The organism is Alloalcanivorax xenomutans, assembly GCF_900217905.1.
GTDB lineage: Bacteria > Pseudomonadota > Gammaproteobacteria > Pseudomonadales > Alcanivoracaceae > Alloalcanivorax > Alloalcanivorax xenomutans.
The window spans coordinates 212,812-230,823 of the sequence record NZ_OBMO01000003.1 but is presented as its reverse complement, the minus strand read 5'-3'; the positions used below and the strand labels follow the sequence as shown (position 1 = coordinate 230,823).

18 protein-coding genes are annotated in these 18,012 nt (G+C 61.7%); 12 read left to right on the top strand and 6 right to left on the bottom strand.

What is annotated here, in order from left to right; translation table 11 throughout:
- The first annotated feature begins 52 nt into the window (after positions 1-52).
- The 6 genes from CRO06_RS03985 to rluB all read left to right on the top strand — a co-directional run bounded on the left by CRO06_RS03985 (position 53) and on the right by rluB (position 5,506).
- Positions 53-928 (top strand): PHP domain-containing protein, encoded by an 876-nt coding sequence (locus tag CRO06_RS03985; RefSeq protein ID WP_022995024.1) that lies wholly within the window; start codon positions 53-55, stop codon positions 926-928.
- Positions 925-1,548 carry an L-threonylcarbamoyladenylate synthase gene (locus tag CRO06_RS03980; protein ID WP_022995025.1) on the top strand — a complete coding sequence of 208 codons (624 nt, stop codon included), beginning with the start codon at positions 925-927 and terminating at the stop codon, positions 1,546-1,548. Before CRO06_RS03985 ends, CRO06_RS03980 begins: the two co-directional genes overlap by 4 nt.
- A 94-nt stretch (positions 1,549-1,642) precedes the next feature.
- Positions 1,643-2,857 (top strand): tryptophan--tRNA ligase, encoded by a 1,215-nt coding sequence (locus CRO06_RS03975; RefSeq protein WP_014994666.1) that lies wholly within the window; start codon positions 1,643-1,645, stop codon positions 2,855-2,857.
- Between the two features lie 39 nt (positions 2,858-2,896).
- The gene (locus CRO06_RS03970; RefSeq protein ID WP_097057772.1) at positions 2,897-3,811 is read left to right on the top strand and encodes a segregation and condensation protein A; all 915 of its coding nucleotides are present in this window, start codon (positions 2,897-2,899) and stop codon (positions 3,809-3,811) included.
- Entirely contained in the window at positions 3,808-4,671 is an 864-nt protein-coding gene (gene scpB, locus CRO06_RS03965; RefSeq protein ID WP_022995027.1) for an SMC-Scp complex subunit ScpB, read from the top strand. The genes CRO06_RS03970 and scpB overlap by 4 nt, the downstream gene beginning before the upstream one ends.
- Positions 4,664-5,506, top strand: a complete 843-nt coding sequence (gene rluB, locus CRO06_RS03960; protein WP_022995028.1) for a 23S rRNA pseudouridine(2605) synthase RluB — start codon at positions 4,664-4,666, stop codon at positions 5,504-5,506. Before scpB ends, rluB begins: the two co-directional genes overlap by 8 nt.
- A 64-nt stretch (positions 5,507-5,570) precedes the next feature.
- On the opposite strand, the gene CRO06_RS03955 is transcribed toward rluB, so the two are convergent.
- On the bottom strand, positions 5,571-6,287 hold the full coding sequence (locus CRO06_RS03955) for a 16S rRNA (uracil(1498)-N(3))-methyltransferase (protein WP_055100011.1): 717 nt from the start codon (positions 6,285-6,287) through the stop codon (positions 5,571-5,573).
- A 115-nt stretch (positions 6,288-6,402) separates the two neighbouring features.
- Here CRO06_RS03955 and CRO06_RS03950 point away from each other — a divergent pair, with 115 nt between their 5' ends.
- Together CRO06_RS03950 and CRO06_RS03945 are read left to right on the top strand one after the other, a co-directional pair.
- A complete protein-coding gene (locus CRO06_RS03950; RefSeq protein ID WP_022995030.1) occupies positions 6,403-7,245 on the top strand; it encodes an AAA family ATPase in 843 nt (280 codons plus the stop codon).
- Between the two features lie 45 nt (positions 7,246-7,290).
- On the top strand, positions 7,291-8,469 hold the full coding sequence (locus tag CRO06_RS03945) for a vWA domain-containing protein (RefSeq protein ID WP_022995031.1): 1,179 nt from the start codon (positions 7,291-7,293) through the stop codon (positions 8,467-8,469).
- 48 nt (positions 8,470-8,517) lie between these two features.
- On the opposite strand, the gene CRO06_RS03940 is transcribed toward CRO06_RS03945, so the two are convergent.
- The 4 genes from CRO06_RS03940 to CRO06_RS03925 form a co-directional block, all read right to left on the bottom strand.
- A complete protein-coding gene (locus CRO06_RS03940; protein WP_022995032.1) occupies positions 8,518-9,429 on the bottom strand; it encodes a DMT family transporter in 912 nt (303 codons plus the stop codon).
- A gap of 131 nt (positions 9,430-9,560) precedes the next feature.
- Positions 9,561-10,322, bottom strand: a complete 762-nt coding sequence (locus CRO06_RS03935) for a slipin family protein (RefSeq protein WP_097057771.1) — start codon at positions 10,320-10,322, stop codon at positions 9,561-9,563.
- Positions 10,319-11,704: an NfeD family protein gene (locus tag CRO06_RS03930; RefSeq protein ID WP_097057770.1), complete on the bottom strand. Its 1,386-nt coding sequence runs from the start codon at positions 11,702-11,704 to the stop codon at positions 10,319-10,321. Before CRO06_RS03930 ends, CRO06_RS03935 begins: the two co-directional genes overlap by 4 nt.
- A gap of 168 nt (positions 11,705-11,872) precedes the next feature.
- Positions 11,873-12,646 (bottom strand): metallophosphoesterase, encoded by a 774-nt coding sequence (locus CRO06_RS03925; RefSeq protein ID WP_179746443.1) that lies wholly within the window; start codon positions 12,644-12,646, stop codon positions 11,873-11,875.
- A 129-nt stretch (positions 12,647-12,775) separates the two neighbouring features.
- Here CRO06_RS03925 and CRO06_RS03920 point away from each other — a divergent pair, with 129 nt between their 5' ends.
- The gene (locus CRO06_RS03920; protein ID WP_244902766.1) at positions 12,776-13,855 is read left to right on the top strand and encodes a fatty acid desaturase family protein; all 1,080 of its coding nucleotides are present in this window, start codon (positions 12,776-12,778) and stop codon (positions 13,853-13,855) included.
- 7 nt (positions 13,856-13,862) lie between these two features.
- On the opposite strand, the gene CRO06_RS03915 is transcribed toward CRO06_RS03920, so the two are convergent.
- A complete protein-coding gene (locus CRO06_RS03915) occupies positions 13,863-15,050 on the bottom strand; it encodes a Bcr/CflA family efflux MFS transporter (RefSeq protein WP_097057767.1) in 1,188 nt (395 codons plus the stop codon).
- A gap of 98 nt (positions 15,051-15,148) precedes the next feature.
- Here CRO06_RS03915 and CRO06_RS03910 point away from each other — a divergent pair, with 98 nt between their 5' ends.
- The 3 genes from CRO06_RS03910 (at position 15,149) to CRO06_RS03900 (ending at position 17,999) form a co-directional block, all read left to right on the top strand.
- A complete protein-coding gene (locus CRO06_RS03910) occupies positions 15,149-16,045 on the top strand; it encodes a LysR family transcriptional regulator (RefSeq protein ID WP_022995038.1) in 897 nt (298 codons plus the stop codon).
- A 75-nt stretch (positions 16,046-16,120) separates the two neighbouring features.
- On the top strand, positions 16,121-17,044 hold the full coding sequence (locus CRO06_RS03905; protein WP_097057766.1) for a LysR substrate-binding domain-containing protein: 924 nt from the start codon (positions 16,121-16,123) through the stop codon (positions 17,042-17,044).
- Positions 17,045-17,132: 88 nt separating this feature from the next.
- A complete protein-coding gene (locus CRO06_RS03900) occupies positions 17,133-17,999 on the top strand; it encodes a CmcJ/NvfI family oxidoreductase (protein ID WP_179746441.1) in 867 nt (288 codons plus the stop codon).
- The last annotated feature ends 13 nt before the right edge of the window (positions 18,000-18,012 follow it).

Genomic DNA, 18,012 nt, shown 5'->3' with positions numbered 1-18,012 from the left:
GTCGGCGGTTATGATAGTGTGCCACCACCATGATCGCCCGTCTGGAGGGCTAATGTACCAGTGTCCGGATTTTCACTCCCACAGCCGCGCTTCCGATGGCCAGCTCAGCCCGGCGGAGCTGGTGTCGCGGGCGGCGGACTATGGCGTGGACGCCCTGGCGCTGACCGATCACGATACCCTGGCCGGGTTGCCGGAAGCGCGTGCCCGGGCGCGGGAAGTGGGATTGGAACTGGTGCCGGGAATCGAGCTGTCGGTGCAGTGGGACAATCGTGAAATCCACGTGGTCGGTTTGTGGCTCGATGAGGCCAACCCCGTGCTTCGGGCCCGGGTGGCCAGCCAGATGGAGGCACGCCGGGAGCGCGCCCGGCGTATCGGCGACCGTCTCGATCGTGCCGCTGGATTGAGTGGCAGCTATGACAAGGCCTGCGCCCTGGCGGACAGTGACGCGCCTGGCCGGCCCTGGTTCGCGCGCATGCTGATCAGCGAAGGCAAGGCCCGGGACAATCAGCACGCGTTCAACCGCTTTCTCAAGAAAGGCCAGTCCGCCTACGTTTCCACACCCTGGTGCACGCTGGAGCAGGGCGTGGCGGATTTGCTGGCCGCCGGCGCGGTGCCAGTGCTGGCGCATCCACAGGCTTACAATATGACCCGCAAACGCTTGCGGCAGTTGGTTGGCGCCTTCCGTGATGCCGGTGGCCTGGCACTGGAAGCGTTGATGCCGGGGCTGACGCCGGCGCAGGGCGCGCTGCTGGAGGAGTGCTGGCGCCACTTCGGACTGGCGGTGTCCGGTGGCAGTGATTTCCATTCCCCGGAACAAAAGTGGCTGCGACTGGGCGGGCTGCCGCCTTACCCGAAGGACGCGGTCCCGGTATGGGCGGCCCGAGACCTTGCGTCAGCGCGCCAAGCGGCGGACAATCCGCGCCCATGACCACCGTACTACACATTCATCCGGAAGATCCGCAGCCGCGTTTGATCAGCGAAGCCGCCAAGGTGTTGCGCCAGGGCGGGCTGATTGCCTACCCCACCGACACCACCTACGCATTGGGTTGTGGCATCGGCGAGAAGGCGGCATTGGATCGGCTGATTCGCATTCGCCGACTGGACAATAAACACCAGTTCACTCTGCTGTGTCCGGATCTGTCGGTGCTGGCGCTGTACGCCAAGGTGGACAACCCGGACTACCGTTTGCTCAAGGCGCACACCCCGGGTGCCTATACGTTTATTCTCCAGGGCACCAGTGAGGTGCCGCGGCGGCTGATGCATCCGAAAAAGCGCACCATCGGTATCCGGGTGCCGGACCATCCGATCTGTCAGGCGCTGCTGGCGGAATACGGCGAGCCGATCATGACCAGTACCGCCCATTTGCCAGACGATGAATTTCCACTCACCGATCCGCAGGACGTGCGCGACTTTCTTAATAACCAGGTGGATATGGTGATCGATGGCGGCTTCTGCGGCGTCACCGAAACCACGGTGATCTCCCTGGTCGATGGCAACGGGCCGGAGGTGATCCGCGAAGGGGCCGGGCCGTTGGACGCCATTTTCTGAACCCGGCGGGGTACACAATCCGTGCACCCTGTCCCTGGGCACCTTCTTCGCCTTATAATCGCTGGCTTTCACGCCTTTACGACAGGAGTCGGTTTTGAGTTCCGTGGTTCCCGCCCAACGAGTGGTTTCCGGCATGCGTGCCACCGGCCGTCTGCACCTGGGACACTATCATGGGGTACTGAAGAACTGGGCACGTCTGCAGCATGAGTACGAGTGTTTCTTTTTCGTCGCGGACTGGCATGGTCTGACTACCGAATATGAAAATCCGGGCAGCATCGAGCAGCACACCTGGGATCTGGTGGTGGATTGGCTGGCCGCAGGGGTCAACCCGGGTTCCGCCACGCTATTCGTGCAGAGCCAGGTGCCGGAGCACGCGGAACTGCATCTGCTGCTGTCGATGATCACGCCGCTGTCCTGGCTGGAGCGGGTGCCGACCTACAAGGACCAGCAGGAAAAGCTCAAGGAAAAGGACCTGGGCACCTATGGTTTTCTCGGTTACCCGCTGCTGCAGGCGGCGGACATTTTGATTTACCGGGCCGGACAGGTGCCGGTGGGGGCCGATCAGGTGGCCCACGTGGAACTGACCCGGGAAGTGGCGCGCCGTTTCAACCACCTTTATGGCCGCGAGCCGGGGTTTGAGGAGGCGGTGGCCGCGGCGATCAAGAAGATGGGCAAGAAACAGTCCCGTATCTACTTGAATCACCGCCGCCAGTATCAGGAACAGGGTGATGAATCGGCCCTGGAAACCGCCCGGGCCTTGGTCCAGGACCAGCAGAACATTACTCTGGGCGACAAGGAGCGGCTCTACGGCGACCTGGAGGGTGGCGGCAAGGTGATTCTGCCCGAACCCCAGGCGCTACTGACCCCGGCTTCGCGCATGCCGGGCCTGGACGGTCAGAAAATGTCCAAGTCCTACGGCAATTTCATCAGTCTGCGCGAGGAGCCGGGGGAAGTGGAAAGCAAGATCCGGCGCATGCCCACGGACCCGGCCAGGGTGCGCCGCAGTGACCCTGGTGATCCGGAGAATTGCCCGGTATGGGAATTCCACAAGGTCTACAGCGACGATGCCACCCGCATCTGGGTGCGCGAGGGCTGCACCAGCGCGGGGATCGGCTGTCTGGACTGCAAAAAGCCGGTGATCGAGGCGGTGCAGGAGGAAGTGGAGCCGATCCGCAAGCGGGCGGAAGAGCATTTGCGCAATCCGGACCTGGTGCGGTCGGTGCTGTCCGACGGCTGCGAAGAGGCCCGGGAACAGGCTCGTGCCACTTTGGAAGAGGTGCGGGCGGTAATGGGACTGCACTATCGATGAATAAGCCGTCGATAAGCAGGTGCCGATGAGCAAGGTGCGATGAACGATCCGAATCCGGTGGACAATCCGCTGATGCCACCGCCTGCTCCACAGCAGGCGGAGATGCCCTTTGGGCTGATCTACGGCAAGGCGATCACCAAGCTGCCGGATGATCTGTACATTCCGCCCGATGCCCTGGAAGTGTTCCTGGAAGCGTTCGAGGGGCCGCTGGATTTGCTGCTGTACCTGATCAAGCGGCAGAACCTGGACATCCTTGATATTCCGGTGGCGCAAATCACCAGCCAGTACATGGAGTACGTTGAGCTGATGAAGGCGCTCAACCTGGAGCTGGCCGCCGAGTATCTGGTCATGGCGGCCATGCTGGGCGAGATCAAATCCCGCTCGTTGCTGCCGCGCCCGGCCAACGAGGGAGAGGACGAAGGCGAGGACCCCCGCGCCGAATTGATCCGCCGGTTGCAGGAATACGAGCGGTTCAAGAAGGCGGCGGAAGATATCGAGGCGCTGCCCCGGCTGGAGCGCGATATTCACCTGGCCGCCGCCCGCCGTCCGGAGTATGTGCGTGAGAAGTCGCAGCCGGACGTGGATATGCGCGAATTGCTGCTGGCGCTCAAGGAAGTGCTGCACCGAGCCGACATGTTTGAGAGCCACCAGATATCGCGGGAAAAGCTTTCCACCCGCGAGCGCATGGCGAATGTGCTGGACCGGCTGAAGGGGCGGGAATTCGTACCCTTCGTGGAGTTGTTCGACGCCGAGGAGAGCAAGCTGGGCGTTGTGGTGACCTTCCTGGCGGTGCTGGAGCTGGTCAAGGTGTCACTGGTGGAACTGGTTCAGAACTCGCCGTTCTCACCGATCCACATCAAGGCGAAAACGGTGACGGTGGAAGAGTCTGATGTGATCGCGCAGCTGGAATTGGAAGATGACATCCCGGACGCCGAACAAGGGAGCGAGGCATGAGTGAACTGTCGCCGGAGCGGATCAAGAGCATTCTGGAAGCGGCGATTCTGGCCGCCGACGGCCCGCTGGACCGGGATACCATGCTGACTTTGTTCGATGAACAGGATTGCCCCAGCAAGGCGGATCTGAGCCGGTTGTTGGAATCGCTGAGTGAGGATTATGCCGAACGGGGTATTGAGCTGAAGGAAGTTGCCACCGGCTTCCGTTTTCAGGTGCGCACCGAGCTGGGGCCCTGGGTCAGCCGCCTGTGGCAGGAAAAGCCGCCCCGCTACAGCCGGGCGGTATTGGAAACGCTGGCGTTGATGGCTTACCGCCAGCCGATCACCCGCGGCGAGATCGAAGAGATCCGCGGCGTTTCGGTGAGTTCCCATATTATTAAGAGCCTGATGGAACGCGGCTGGGTGCGCGTGGTCGGACACCGGGATGTGCCGGGCCGGCCGGCGATGTTCGCCACCACCCGCCAGTTCCTCGATTACTTCGATTTGAAGAGTCTGGACGAGCTGCCGCCTTTGGCGGAGATCCGTGACCTCGACAAGCTCAACGAGGAACTGGCGCTCAGTGACGCGCCGTCCGAGAACGAGCCTGTGTCGGAGGGAGAAGATGGAGACGGGGCCGAACCGGACAACGCCAACGTGCTGGCATTGAATATGCACGATGAGCCGGAGATCGACGAATCCACCTTGATGAGCATGGAAAAGGTGGACTCGGTGATCGCCAATTTTGAAGCGGAATTCCGCCGCCGGCCGGATTCGGGTGCATCGGAAGAGGAGGGCGCTTCTCCCGATGAGCAGGACCCGGAGCCGCCGGAGCAGGAGGCGGCCGACATGACGGCCGATGAAGAGCGTTCGCCCAATGAGTGAGAAGTTACAGAAGGTGCTGGCCCGTGCCGGGCTGGGTTCGCGCCGGGAACTGGAGGTCTGGATCGCCGACGGGCGAGTCTCCGTGAACGGCAAGGTGGCGACCCTGGGAGACCGGGTGGAGCCAGAAGATGTATTAAGAGTGGATGGCAGGATCATTCGAGTGAAGCCGGAAGAAGACATAGTTCGACGCGTGATCATTTATCACAAACCCGCCGGGGAGGTGTGCTCGCGAAATGATCCCGAAGGCCGGCCCACGGTGTTTGACAACCTGCCGCGTCTGCAGGGTATGCGCTGGGTGCAGGTGGGACGGCTGGATATCAATACCACCGGCCTGATGCTGTTCACCACGGACGGAGAGCTGGCACACCGCCTGATGCATCCGTCCAACGGTTTTGTTCGCGAGTACGCGGTGCGTATCCGTGGCGAGCTCACCGACGAGCAGCGCAGTGCACTGCTGGAAGGCGTGATGCTGGAGGATGGGGTTTCCAAGTTCGACAGCATTGAGGAAGCTGGCCACAACGAGGACGCCGCCAACCGTTGGTACAAGGTATCGCTTACCGGTGGGAAATACCGCGAAGTGCGCCGTCTGTTCCAGTCACAGGGGCTGGATGTATCGCGGTTGATGCGGATTCGTTTCGGCGATCTGACGTTGCCCTCCGGCTTGCGCATGGGGCGTTGGCAGGAACTCACCGAGGAAGAAATTCGCCCGCTATTGGACAGGGTGGATCTGAAAGGCAAGAAATACACCGGTCTGTATGGTCGAGCCCGGTTGCGTCATCAGCGCGGCGGCAACAAGCCACCGCGTAAGCCGCGGCGCAACCCTTACCGCCGCTGACGGCCGCCCTGAAAAACACGACCCCGCTTCGGCGGGGTCGTTTCGTTCGGTAACCTGACAAATATCAGGGCAGGCGCATCAGACTCCCCACCAGGGCGGGCAGGGCGGTCTCCACGCGCAGAATACGAGTGCCGAAACGGTGGCAGTGGAACCCATGCCCTGCCAGCAGTTCCACCTCGAACGGGGTCCAGCCCCCTTCCGGGCCGATGGCCAGGGTCAGCGGCCCCTCCTGCTGATGGGGCAGGTCCGCATGATCGCCGGGGTGAGCCAGCAGCCGCTCTCCGGGGCCGGCCCAGGTATCCAGTTCATCTTCCACGAAAGGACGGAAGCGCGGTGCCAGGCGTAACTCGGGTAATCGGGTATCCATCGCCTGCTCCAGTCCCAGCAGCAGCTTTTCCCGCAACAGGCCGGCCTTCAGATTGGGGGTGCGCCAGTAGCTCTTGTCCACCTTCCAGCTGTTGATCAACACAATCCGCTTGATGCCCAGGCTGGCGGCGTCCACCAGCAGCCGCTTGAGCATCTTGGGGCGGGGCAGGGCCAGCAGCAGGTTCAGATCAAGCGGGGGAGGAGGGGGAGAAACAGCTTTAAAAAAAACTGTTATCTCATTGTTTTTTATGGAGTCCAGACGAGCAAAGCCTATCTCTCCGTCGAGCACGCCGGCACGGCACTGATCCCCTTCGCTCAATTTCAGCACCTGGCGCACGTGCTCGCATTGGCGGGCATCGAGCCGCCAAAACGGGCCTTCCAGATGTTGTTCCGGGTGCAGAAGGAGCAGATTCATGGTCGCGGATTATGACACAATCCTCCCGCTTCATGGCGGTTCTGGCCCTATGCGCTCTGTCCGCGGATTGCTAGAGTGTCCGGCCATGTTTCCGAAACGATGTGGAGATTCCTGCATGCAGTTCCAGGGTACCGACCAGTACGTCGCCACCGACGACCTGAAAATGGCGGTGAACGCCGCGATCGCGCTGCAGCGCCCCCTGTTGATCAAAGGGGAGCCCGGCACTGGCAAAACCTTGCTGGCCGAACAGGTGGCCGAGGCTCTGGGCAAGCCGCTGCTGGCCTGGCACATCAAGTCCACCACCAAGGCCCAGCAAGGCCTGTACGAGTACGATGCGGTATCCCGGCTGCGGGATTCCCAGCTCGGCGCCGAAGGCGTGGAGGACGTGTCCAACTACATCAAGAAGGGCAAGCTGTGGGAAGCCTTCGCCGCCGATGAGCAGGTGGTGTTGCTGATCGACGAGATCGACAAGGCCGATATCGAGTTCCCCAACGACCTGTTGCAGGAACTGGATCGCATGGAGTTTTTCGTCTACGAGACGGGCGAAACCGTGCGCGCGGCCAAGCGGCCGATCGTGATCATTACTTCCAACAACGAGAAGGAACTGCCGGACGCCTTCCTGCGCCGTTGTTTCTTCCACTACATCAATTTCCCCGATGCCCAGACCATGATGAAAATCGTGGATGTGCATTTCCCGGACATCAAACAGGAGCTGGTCTCCGAGGCGCTGGAAATTTTCTTCGACCTGCGCAAGGTACCGGGCCTGAAGAAAAAGCCGTCCACCAGCGAGCTGATCGACTGGCTGAAGCTGCTGCTGGCCGACGATATCCCCGACGACGTGCTGCGCAATCGCGACACCAAGAAGGCGATTCCGCCGCTGTATGGCGCCCTGGTGAAAAACGAAGCGGACGTTCAACTGCTGGAGCGCCTGGCGTTCATGAACCGGCGCGAGCGCTGATCGGCGGCCCGTGCCGATACGCTCATTCCGTTCACAGAGGTTGCTATGCTGATTGGCTTCTTTGAAAACCTGCGCACTCACCGGGTGCCGGTGAGCCTGCGGGAGCTGCTGGATCTGTGCGATGCACTCAAACACCACGTGGCCTTCGGCTCCGTGGAGGACTTCTACATGCTCTCGCGGGCGGTGATGGTCAAGGACGAGAAGTACTACGATCGTTTTGATCGCGCCTTCGCCAGCTATTTCGAAGGGATCGAGAACATTGAGCCGGAATGGCTCAATCGGGTGATTCCTGACGAATGGCTGCGCAAACAACTGGAAAAGACCCTGTCTCCGGAAGAGCGGGAAAAGCTCAAGGGGCTGGGCAGCCTGGAGAAAATTCTCGACGAACTGCGCAAGCGTCTGGAAGAGCAGGAGAAGCGGCACCAGGGCGGCAACAAATGGGTTGGCACCGGTGGCACCAGCCCGTTCGGTGGTTACGGCGAGAACCCGGAAGGGATTCGCATGACCGGCCCTTCCCGCAATAAGCGCGCGGTGAAAGTCTGGGAAAAACGCGAGTTCCGGAATCTGGATGACTCGGTGGAACTGGGCATCCGCAACATCAAGCTGGCGTTGCGTCGGTTGCGCAAGTTCGCCCGCACCGGCCGGGAGGAAGAACTGGATCTGGACGACACCATTTCTTCCACCGCCCGCAACGCCGGTCTGCTCGATATCAAGATGCGCCCGGAACGGGAGAACCGTGCCAAGGTGTTGTTGTTTTTCGACGTGGGCGGTTCCATGGACCCCTACATCAAGCTCTGCGAGGAGCTGTTCTCCGCCGCCCGGCTGGAGTTCAAGCACATGGAGTATTTCTACTTCCATAACTTCGTTTATGAGTATGTCTGGAAGGACAACCGCCGTCGTTGGGACGAGAAAACCGCCACTTGGGATGTCCTGCACAAGTACGGCAATGATTACAAAGTGATCTTCATCGGTGATGCCGCCATGAGCCCGTACGAGATCAATTCCGCCGGCGGTTCCGTGGAGCACTGGAACGAAGAACCCGGATCGGTCTGGTTCCAACGTATCAAGGACACCTACGAGAAGGTGGTGTGGCTGAACCCCGAGCCGCAAAGGGCCTGGGAGATGACCACGTCCACCCAGTGGATCAAGCAGCTCACCGAGGACCATATGTACCCGCTGACCCTGGAAGGGCTGGAGCGGGCCATGAAATACCTCAGCAAATAACCTCCCGGGGCGCCTCTCCCCCGCCGGGAGAGAGGCGCCGGGCTGGTTTCAGGCCGGTTTCGGCTTCTTGTCGGATTTCAGCATGGCGATGCTGGCCAGGACCAGCGCCATGCCCAGCCACTGCACCGGCCCCAGGTGCTCATCCGGAAACACCGTTATTGCCGCCAGTACCGTCACCACCGGCCCGAACATGGACACCACACCGGCCCGGCTGGTATCGGTGCGGCGAATGCCCTCGAACATGAGGAAGAACGGGACCACGGTGGAAAACACCACCATCACCAGCATCCAGCCGAGCGCGGGTGCGGGCAACCACAGGCTCTGCAACGGCACACCGGGCAACAGGAACACCAGCATCGCCACCAGCGTGAAACTGTTGGAAAGCTGGTTGAAGCGCACCGACCCCAGCGGTTTCATCAGCGACTGACTGGCCCGCCAGAACAGGGCGTAGCACAGTGCCGCGCCGAAGCCGTAGGCGAGACCGGCCGGGTTTACGGTGCCGCCGTGCCAGCCCGGCATGAGCACCAGAGCGATACCAATCCAGGCGCCGGTGAAGATCAGCAGGGAACGGCCCTCGGGCCAGCGTCGACGCTCCACCGCCTGCAACACCATGACCATGGCCGGAAACAGATACAGCAACATGCGTGACAGACTGGCGCCCAGGCTTTCGATGGCATGGAAATCACACCAGGCGCTGATAAAGAACAACAATCCGGTGCCGGCGCACAGAGCCCATTGTTGGTGTCCCAGACCGCCAGCTGGCGCGGGATTGCGACGCAGCAGCCACATCCCGCCAAGCCAGAACAGCGGCACGGCCAGGGCAAAGCGCCAAATCAGCAGCGCGTTCACGGAGACACCGTGTTGATAGATCAGCCGGGCGAAAATACCCTTGAAGGCCATGGCGAAAGTAGCAGCCGCCACCAAGGACAGGCCGGCTTGCCAAAAACCGCGACGAATCATGGGAACTCCATCTTAAACAGGCTCTTAAAGACTGCATGTTCCCGTCACGCCGCTGGGATATCCAATGAAAAGCAGGATTGGCATCCATTCCCAAATAGAATGGATGCCTTTGGTACCGATAATAAAAAGTATTACCTGCCCGTTTCTCCAGGTTTCAAGAATCCTTTCAACAGATCCATGGGCAGCGGAAAGACAATGGTGCTGGAGCGATCGTTGGCCACTTCCGTCAGGGTTTGCAGATAGCGCAGCTGCAGCGCCTGGGGCTGCTCCGACAGCGTGCGCGCCGCCTCCAGCAACACCTGGGCCGCCTCTTTTTCGCCGTTGGCGTGGATCACCTTGGCGCGGCGAATCCGTTCGGCTTCAGCCTGTCGTGCGATCACCCGCACCATGGTTTCATCCAGGTCCACATGTTTGATCTCCACATTGGAGACCTTGATGCCCCAGGAATCGGTCTGCTCATCGAGGATTTCCTGGATGTCGCGATTCAACTCGTCCCGCGATGCCAGCATCTCATCCAACTCATGTTTGCCCAGCACCGAACGCAGGGTGGTTTGTGACAGTTGGCTGGTGGCGGCGAAGAAATCCTCCACATTGACCACCGCCTTTTGTGCGTCGATCACGCGGAAATACAACACCGCGTTGACCTTCACCGAAACGTTGTCCCGGGAAATCACATCCTGAGTGGGCACATCGAGCACGCGGATACGCAGGTCCACTTTCACCATTTGCTGCACGATGGGGATAATCACGATCAGCCCGGGCCCCTTGACCCGGTAGAAGCGGCCAAGCATGAACACCACGCCGCGTTCGTACTCGCGCAGAATCCGAAAGGCGCTGAGCAGAAAGGCGATCAAAAGGACCGCCAGTGAAATCCAGAAATAGTAGATCGTCATGATGCGTCCTCCACATTCAGGGTCAGACCCTTCCGGCCGATGACCCGTAATCGTTGGCCCTTGCGCACCGGGGCGGCGGCGCGGGCACGCCACAGCTCGCCATTGATGCGTACCATGCCGAGAAGTTCGAAATCCTGAGCCGCCACCGCCGACTGGCCAATCAAGGTATCGGCGCCGCTGACCAGAGCCTGTCGTCGGGTGCGAGTGATCAGGCGGATCATGACGCCGACCAGGAGCAGGGATCCGGTGCCGACGGCGGCAATCACCGGTAGCGCGATCTGGAACGCGGGCAATTCGGTATCCATCAGCATCACCGAGCCGATCACGAAAGCGGCCACGCCGCCGATACCCAGTACCCCGAACGAGGGCGACAGGGCTTCCGCCGCGATTAGCCCTATACCCAGCACAATCAACGCCAGGCCAACGTAGCTCACCGGCAACAGATGCAAGGCGTAGGCGGCCACCAACAGACAGATGCCTCCAAACACGCCCGCCACGCCGACGCCGGGGCTGGAAAACTCCAGGATCAGGCCGTAGATGCCCACCAATAACAGCAGGTAGGCGACACTGGGGTTGGTGATGATCGCCAGAAAGCCGGTGCGCCAGTCCTGCTCGATGTTCCGTACCTGATGGCCGCTCAGCGTCAGGGTGTGTCGCTGCCCGCGAATTTCGATTTCCCGGCCTTCCAACCGCGACAACAAGGCGGGCAGGTCATCGGCGATCAGGTCGATGACGTTCTGTTCCAGCGCCTCCTCGGCGGGCAGGCTGGCGCCCTGGCGTACCGCTTGCTCGGCCCAGTCGGCATTGCGCCCGCGCAGTTCCGCCAGCCCGCGGATATACGCCACGGCGTCGTTGACCTGTTTATTGCGCAGGGCGGTGGCGCTGTCCGGCGCGGTGTTCTGATCTTCGCCATCGCTGCCGGCGGGATTGGGGGCCGGAGCGCCGCCGCCCAACTCCACGGGGGTTGCCGCGCCAAGATTGGTGGCCGGCGCCATGGCCGCGATATGGGCGGCGTAGAGTAGATAGGTGCCGGCGCTTGCGGCACGGCTGCCGGAAGGGGCAACGTGGATGGCCACCGGCACCCGCGAGTCGAGAATGGTGCGAATCATGGCGCGCATGGAGTGGTCCAGGCCGCCAGGTGTGTTCAGCTGTAGCACGAACAAAGCCGCCGCCTCGTCGTTGGCGTCTTCCAGCGCGCGCACGAACCAGTCGCTGACCGCCGGGCCGATGGCGTCATCCAGGACCATCACGCGGACATCAGGTGGTGACGCAGATGCGGCGGAGTGTTGCGCGGAGGGCGATTGAGCGGAAACGGGGAGGGCGATCAGCACGGCCATGGCCAGCGCCAGAAGCAGGATCAGGAACAACGGCTTACGTGCCATGGTTCTCCTCCCGTTGAGGGCGAGGCCCGCCGGACCGGCGCGGCCCTGTATCCATGTAAACGCAAACCGTTGCCGAGTACCAGCGCTTTGCACGCTGGATGGTTTTGATCTCAGCTTTCTTTTTAAATCAATCAATTACCATGGAAAATTAAAGTAAATACTTCGCTGCTAGGCTGGCACGCTGACCGTCTTGTTCCAGTCAAACCCGGAGGTTTCACCGCGGTAGCCGGACTGATTGGAGATCAAGCGCCCTTCGCCCACCGGCAGGTCCAGCGACAGATGGGTATGGCCATGAATCCACAGATCCACCAGACCGATACGGTCTTCCAGCCGGGAGAAGAAAGCGCCGTCCAGCGGTCCGGGTGAGAAGACCGGATGGCAACAGACGCCGGCGGGGCCGTGATGGCTGATCACCACGGTGGGACCGTCAAAGGGTTCGGCGATGCGCCGGTCCAGCCATTCAACGGCGGCCTGATGCAGGGCGAGTGCATGTTCCGGGAGAAACGGCACACCCTCGATGGTGATTAACTGATGGTCCGGCATACGTTGCGCGGCCAGCGCCATCGGCTCGTCCCGGCTTTCGCCGTCATAGGCCAGATAATCGGTCCACAGGGTGCAGCCGAGGAAGCGAATGCCGCCGATCACCGTCTGATCCCGGTCCAGCACCTGGACCCGGGTCCCTTCCGCGCGCTGGCGCATGGCGGCCAGATTATCCTGGATGTCGTGGCGGTAATATTCGTGGTTACCCGGCACATAAAGCACCGGTTTGTCGTGCTTTTCGGATTGCTCCACGGCCCACTGCACACCGCGGTCGCCGGTGTCGATATCGCCGGCGAGAACAATCAGGTCGGCGTCGGTCTCGGGGATGTCGGGAATCGCCACCGGTGGCTCGGCACGACGGTACAGCTCGTTATGCAGATCGCTGAGAGGATGGATGATCACGATACTTCCTTGCTCCGGCAGGATGGTATGGGGTTCTTAAGCATAGCTGTTCCCTACGGTAAGGTCAGCCGTCGACACCGATGCCTTATTACGGCGATACACACTGAGGGGCTTTCGGTGTAACGTCTCATGACCCGCAAATACACATCCCATTACACGACGGGATTGCCGAACAAGAAATCCGGAGAGCACCGGGAGAAGGTCATGGACCATCAGGCGGTATATCGACATAACCACGCCACCCGTCGCAAGATTCACGACATTTTCACCCGTGAGGAGATGGCGGCACTCACCGCCCGCTCCGATGCCATGGGCGCTTGGGCGATCGCCTCCACCTGGGCCGCTATCGCCGGCTGTTTCTGGGTGATGGCTTGGGCTCAGAGGTGGGAACCATGGCTGCAGATACCGGTATTGATACTGGCGACGGCTCTGCTGGGCGGCCGGCAACTGGCCTTGTCCATTCTCACCCACGAAGCCACCCACAAGACGCTGTTTCAGCGCCGTTGGGCCAATGAAGGTCTCGCCGACTGGTTGTGCGCCAGGCCGTTGGGACTCAATCTGGCCAAATACCGGGCCCACCATTTCATCCATCACGCCAGGACCGGTACCGATGAGGACGCGGACATTTCGCTGATCGAGCATTTGCCCACCACCCGCCGCTCTCTGATGCGCAAGTTCCTGCGTGACCTGACCGGCCTCACCGGTCTCAAGTTTCTGCTCGGCCGCGCGTTGATGGACGCCGAGCGGATGAAATGGACCGTGGCCACCAATGTGGAATGGCTGCCGAAGCGCGGCTTTGTCTGGCACCTGCGGGCGTGGCTGCGCAACAGTTTGCCGACGGTGATCAGCAATCTGCTGCTGTTTGCCGCGCTTTACCTCTGTGGCTATCCGCAATTGTTTCTCGGCTGGGTCATGGCTTACCTGATTCCCTATCCCTTGTTTATCCGCATTCGCGCGCTTGCCGAACACGCTGGTACCGAACGCTGTGCCGACATGTTCCGCAATACCCGCGCCACCCGGGCCGGCTGGCTGGCACGTCTGTTCGTGGCGCCGTTCCGGGTCAACTATCACCTGGAGCACCATGCCATGGCCTCGGTGCCCTGGTTCCGCCTGCCAGCCATGCACCGCATGCTGCGGGAACGGCAAGTGGTACCGGCGCCACCGGGGTACTGGCGGGTGCTGGACATCGTTTCGTCGGCACCGGCGTGAGTGCCACTCAGGAGCCCTTCAGGCCCGGACGCAACAGCGCCACGTATGCCAGCAAGGCCAACAACACCAGTGCCATGCTGTACAACGGAAAGGTGATGCTCTGGCCATCGTGCAAAGCCGCCATGCCTTGAGTAACGGCGGCTACCACGGCGTAATAGGCGAGCCCCATTACGGCTCCGGCGGTTCCGAGCGCATCATGGTACCGCTCCAGTGCCCGGTGCAGACAGACGGTGGTGGTCAGGGTGAAACCGGTGAATAGCAGGGCGGCGAAGGCGATGAACGGAACCAGGGCAAAGTCCCGCGTTGACAGACCGGCGACACCGGCCAGGCCGCCGGCAGCGAGCAACATCCCGATCAGCCCCAGCCGGATGAGCGCGCCGCTTTCCCAGCCTTTCCAGCCCAAATAACGCAGGATTATGGCGCCGACCACGCTGCCACTCACTACCCAGAGTCCAGTCAGACCGTACTCCGCGGGCGTCAGCCCCCCGCTTTGAATCAACAAAAACGGGGCTTCCCCGTGGTAACTGAACAGCACGCCGTTGGCGATTCCGATAACCGCCACCATGCCGGCAATAAAGCGATCACCCAGCATGCGCCGGACAACAGGCAGCAGCGCTGGCGTCGGCCCGCCGCCGGTCTCCGGCAAGGCGCGCCAGACCGCCAGCCACAGGACCAACCCCATCATCAGCAGCAGTGTCAGTGCGGCCCGCCAGCCCCACAAGGTGGTTACCATGCCGCCCAGCAAAGGGCCTATTGCGGTGGACAGCGGAATCAGCATGCCGATCGTGGCAAATACCCGCACCCGATCTTCGCCCTGGAACGCTTCCCGGCACACCGCCTGGATCACCACCGAACAGGCGGCAGCCCCGAACGCTTGCACCGCGCGTCCCGCGCGCAGCATGGCCAGTCCTTCTGCACCAACGCACAGCCAACTGCCCGCCGCGTAGACCGCAAGAGCAGCAAGCAGGGCGGGGCGGCGTCCCCAGCGGTCACTGAACCGACCCCACACCAAAACACCAAGTGCGAAACCGAGAAAGAAGACGCTTAGGGAGGTCTGCGCCTGACTTTCGGTGATGGCAAGTCCCGCGGCCAGATCCGCCAGCGCGGGGGTGTAGATGGTTTCGCCGATCTGCGGCAGTGTCACAAGAGCGGCGAGCAGAATCACCGAGGGTGGGGGAAATCGTGTAGGGGACATGGGGCCTCCGTTCAGCTTGGTGGGCAAGATTAGGAGGCCCGGGGTGTTGATGGAATGTGCTTTAATGGAATCCTTTCTTAATCAGAAGTTACGAATTAATGAAGGCCAGACTGGACCACATGAGCACCTTCCTGAGCGTGTGCGACAACGGCAGTATTGCCGCGGCCGCCCGTGCGCTCGGATTGTCCGCGCCGGCGGTCAGCAAACAGTTGTCCGCTTTGGAGCAGTCCCTTGAGGTTGTCCTGCTTGAGAGAACCACCCGCCGCATGGTCCTGACTCCGGCCGGCAGAACCTTTCAGGAGCACGCCGTGGCCACGTTACGACTGCTCGACGACGCGGAAAGAAATTGCCTCTCGCGAATCAAAGGCGAACCTTCAGGAACCTTGAGAGTGGTGGCCGCCCGTTGGCTGACGAAGACGTCTTTGTTACCACACCTGGACGAATTCGTGCGCCGCTACCCGGCAATTGATCTGGAATTGGAACTGGCCGAGCGCTTCCCGGATCTGGAGCAGGAAAACGTCGATCTGATCTTCGCCATGTCGATGGCGGGCAGCAACGGCATGGTACGGCGAAGTCTTGGCAAGACCGCCTATTGGCTTTGCGCCTCGCCGGACTACATAGAGCGCCACGGCATGCCTGAAACACCGGAGCAATTGGCGGAACACCGGCTCATTACCCATGCCATGCGGCATCCGCCGGATCGTGTCTGGCTGTGGGGTAGTCGCCAAGTGGTTATGCGGCCGGCGCTGCGGCTCAACGACACCGAGGCAATGATCGAAGCCGTGAAACAGGGGCTTGGCCTGGCCTGGTTGCATCACTATATGGTGCTGGAAGCAATAGAGGCCGGACACTTGTGCCGGCTGCGGTCCGAGTGGGAACAACCACCGATTGATGTGGCCTTGTTCTATCGGGCCAGCGGCCGGGCCCTGCCGGCGCTGCGTCATTTCATCGATTTCGCGGTGAGCCACTGTCGCCTGCCGCCACTCCCGACATAGCATTCCTGACACAGGCTCGACAAAAGCAGAACAATGGGCGCAGTCTTGGCGGATGTTTTCCCATGAGAGAAAGGAATGACAGCCCCTCTTTATCGCCTGCCGCCAATGGACGCGCTGCGCGGTTTCGTCGCCGTGGCCCGCAGAATGAGCATCACCGTGGCGGCGGAGGATTTGCACCTGACCCAATCGGCGGTCAGCCGCCAGATCCAGACCCTGGAAGCTCGCCTGGGCTGCAAATTGCTGGTCCGGGAATACCGTGGCGTCAGACTGACCGAGGAAGGCCGGCGGCTGTTCCAATCGGTGGACCCGATGATGCGGGAACTGCAGGAGTTGGTGGAAACGCTGGGTGGCGGTGAACAGCGCAAGCCGGTCACCATTACCGCCAGTATGGGGGTGGTGGGGCTGTGGCTACTGCCGCGACTTGGCGATTTCATCACGCGCCACCCGGAGGTGGATGTGCGTGTGGCCGCCAACAACAGAGTCGTGGATCTGGACACCGAGGGCGTTGATCTGGCGATTCGTTACTGTGCACGCTCCGCGGCTCCGGAGGGCGCGATCAAGCTGTTCGGCGATGAAATCATCGTGGTCGGGCACCCGGACTGGCGGAATGACGCCCTGAACCAGCCGGAAGTGTTCGCCCGTCAGGTGCTATTGGAGTTCGATGATCCTGACCATCCCTGGCTGCAGTGGTCATCCTATCTCGGCAGCACCGGACTGAACCATTTGCGCCCGGCGCGGTTGGTACGTTTCAACCAGTACGACCAATTGATTCAGGCGGCGGTGAACGGTCAGGGGCTGGCGCTGGGACGACGGGCGCTGGTGGCGGATTTGATCAGGGAAGGGCGCTTGCAAGTCTTCGATTTTGGCGTGGGAACGTGGTCCGGCCCTCCAGCCCAAAAATACGCCCACTGGCTGATCCAGGCATCGGCGTCGCCGTCCGCCTCGGTGCGTGCATTGGCGGAATGGCTGGTGTCCCAGGCGGCATTAAGCCATGAGTAAAATGCATGTCATGGTTGCAAAATGATCGTTTGAGCCGCGCGCCTTTGAAGCCTTCAATGGAAACCTCATCCAGACGGAGGCGCAGCGTATGAATCATCTCTCATCGTCTTTTGCTCGTCATGAGGCGGCCACGCGGGCCTATCTCAGTTTTCATGTACCTGGCACCGAGCGTCCCTGTCACTACATGTATCAGCCCGAGGATGGCTCCCCCCAGGACTCCGGCCAGTATGAAACCCGGGCCATGACCATTCTGGACGCGCGCCACGCGGACTTCGAACCGGGGCTGGACAGACAGGGGTTCCGATTACTGCGAACCGAAGTCGCGGTGCCCGATCGGGTGGACGATGATGCCTGGATCAGCGCGAGCTACTATCCGCCGATGGCGGAAATGGCCCGGCGCGCCACCGGCGCCGACCGTGCGCTGGTGTTCGATCATCAGGTCCGGCGCCGTGAGCCGGGGCAGGTCACCGCCGGTTTCGGCCGGCATGGCGACGGCAGTCGCCCCGGGGCGGTGGGCCGGCTGCATAACGACTACAGCGAAGCCTCCGGGCGGGCCAGGGTGGCCGCCGTGCTGGCCCGCCAGGGGGAGCGCATGTCACCTCACAGCCGCTATGCCATCGTTAATCTGTGGCGGCCGCTAAGAGGACCGGTTCTGGATGCGCCGCTGGCGTTGTGTGACGCCTCGACCCTTTCGGTGCTGGACCTGAACCCGGCGGAAGTGCGCTACCGGGAGCGCACTGGCGAGATTTATCTGGCTCGCTACACCGCCCGCCAACGCTGGTATCACTACCCGGCAATGACGTCGGACGAGGTACTGATTTTCAAGCAGTACGACACCCAGTTGAGTGGTACCGCGCGGTTTACGCCGCATGGCGCCTTCGATCCGCCGGCGCTGCCCGCTGATGTGGCTCCGCGGCATAGTATCGAACTTCGCGTACTGCTGATTCATCACTGACGGCTCTCATCGA

Bases quoted from the DNA above. Each gene is read 5' to 3' on its own strand.
- CRO06_RS03980 (WP_022995025.1), top strand. From the start codon at position 925: ATGACCACCGTACTACACATTCATCCGGAAGATCCGCAGCCGCGTTTG.
- scpB (WP_022995027.1), top strand. From the start codon at position 3,808: ATGAGTGAACTGTCGCCGGAGCGGATCAAGAGCATTCTGGAAGCGGCG.
- CRO06_RS03985 (WP_022995024.1), top strand. From the start codon at position 53: ATGTACCAGTGTCCGGATTTTCACTCCCACAGCCGCGCTTCCGATGGC.
- CRO06_RS03900 (WP_179746441.1), top strand. From the start codon at position 17,133: ATGAATCATCTCTCATCGTCTTTTGCTCGTCATGAGGCGGCCACGCGG.
- CRO06_RS03970 (WP_097057772.1), top strand. From the start codon at position 2,897: ATGAACGATCCGAATCCGGTGGACAATCCGCTGATGCCACCGCCTGCT.
- CRO06_RS03930 (WP_097057770.1), bottom strand. From the start codon at position 11,704: ATGGCACGTAAGCCGTTGTTCCTGATCCTGCTTCTGGCGCTGGCCATG.
- CRO06_RS03910 (WP_022995038.1), top strand. From the start codon at position 15,149: ATGAAGGCCAGACTGGACCACATGAGCACCTTCCTGAGCGTGTGCGAC.
- CRO06_RS03950 (WP_022995030.1), top strand. From the start codon at position 6,403: ATGCAGTTCCAGGGTACCGACCAGTACGTCGCCACCGACGACCTGAAA.
- CRO06_RS03940 (WP_022995032.1), bottom strand. From the start codon at position 9,429: ATGATTCGTCGCGGTTTTTGGCAAGCCGGCCTGTCCTTGGTGGCGGCT.
- CRO06_RS03945 (WP_022995031.1), top strand. From the start codon at position 7,291: ATGCTGATTGGCTTCTTTGAAAACCTGCGCACTCACCGGGTGCCGGTG.
- CRO06_RS03920 (WP_244902766.1), top strand. From the start codon at position 12,776: ATGACCCGCAAATACACATCCCATTACACGACGGGATTGCCGAACAAG.
- CRO06_RS03935 (WP_097057771.1), bottom strand. From the start codon at position 10,322: ATGACGATCTACTATTTCTGGATTTCACTGGCGGTCCTTTTGATCGCC.
- CRO06_RS03955 (WP_055100011.1), bottom strand. From the start codon at position 6,287: ATGAATCTGCTCCTTCTGCACCCGGAACAACATCTGGAAGGCCCGTTT.
- CRO06_RS03905 (WP_097057766.1), top strand. From the start codon at position 16,121: ATGACAGCCCCTCTTTATCGCCTGCCGCCAATGGACGCGCTGCGCGGT.
- rluB (WP_022995028.1), top strand. From the start codon at position 4,664: ATGAGTGAGAAGTTACAGAAGGTGCTGGCCCGTGCCGGGCTGGGTTCG.
- CRO06_RS03915 (WP_097057767.1), bottom strand. From the start codon at position 15,050: ATGTCCCCTACACGATTTCCCCCACCCTCGGTGATTCTGCTCGCCGCT.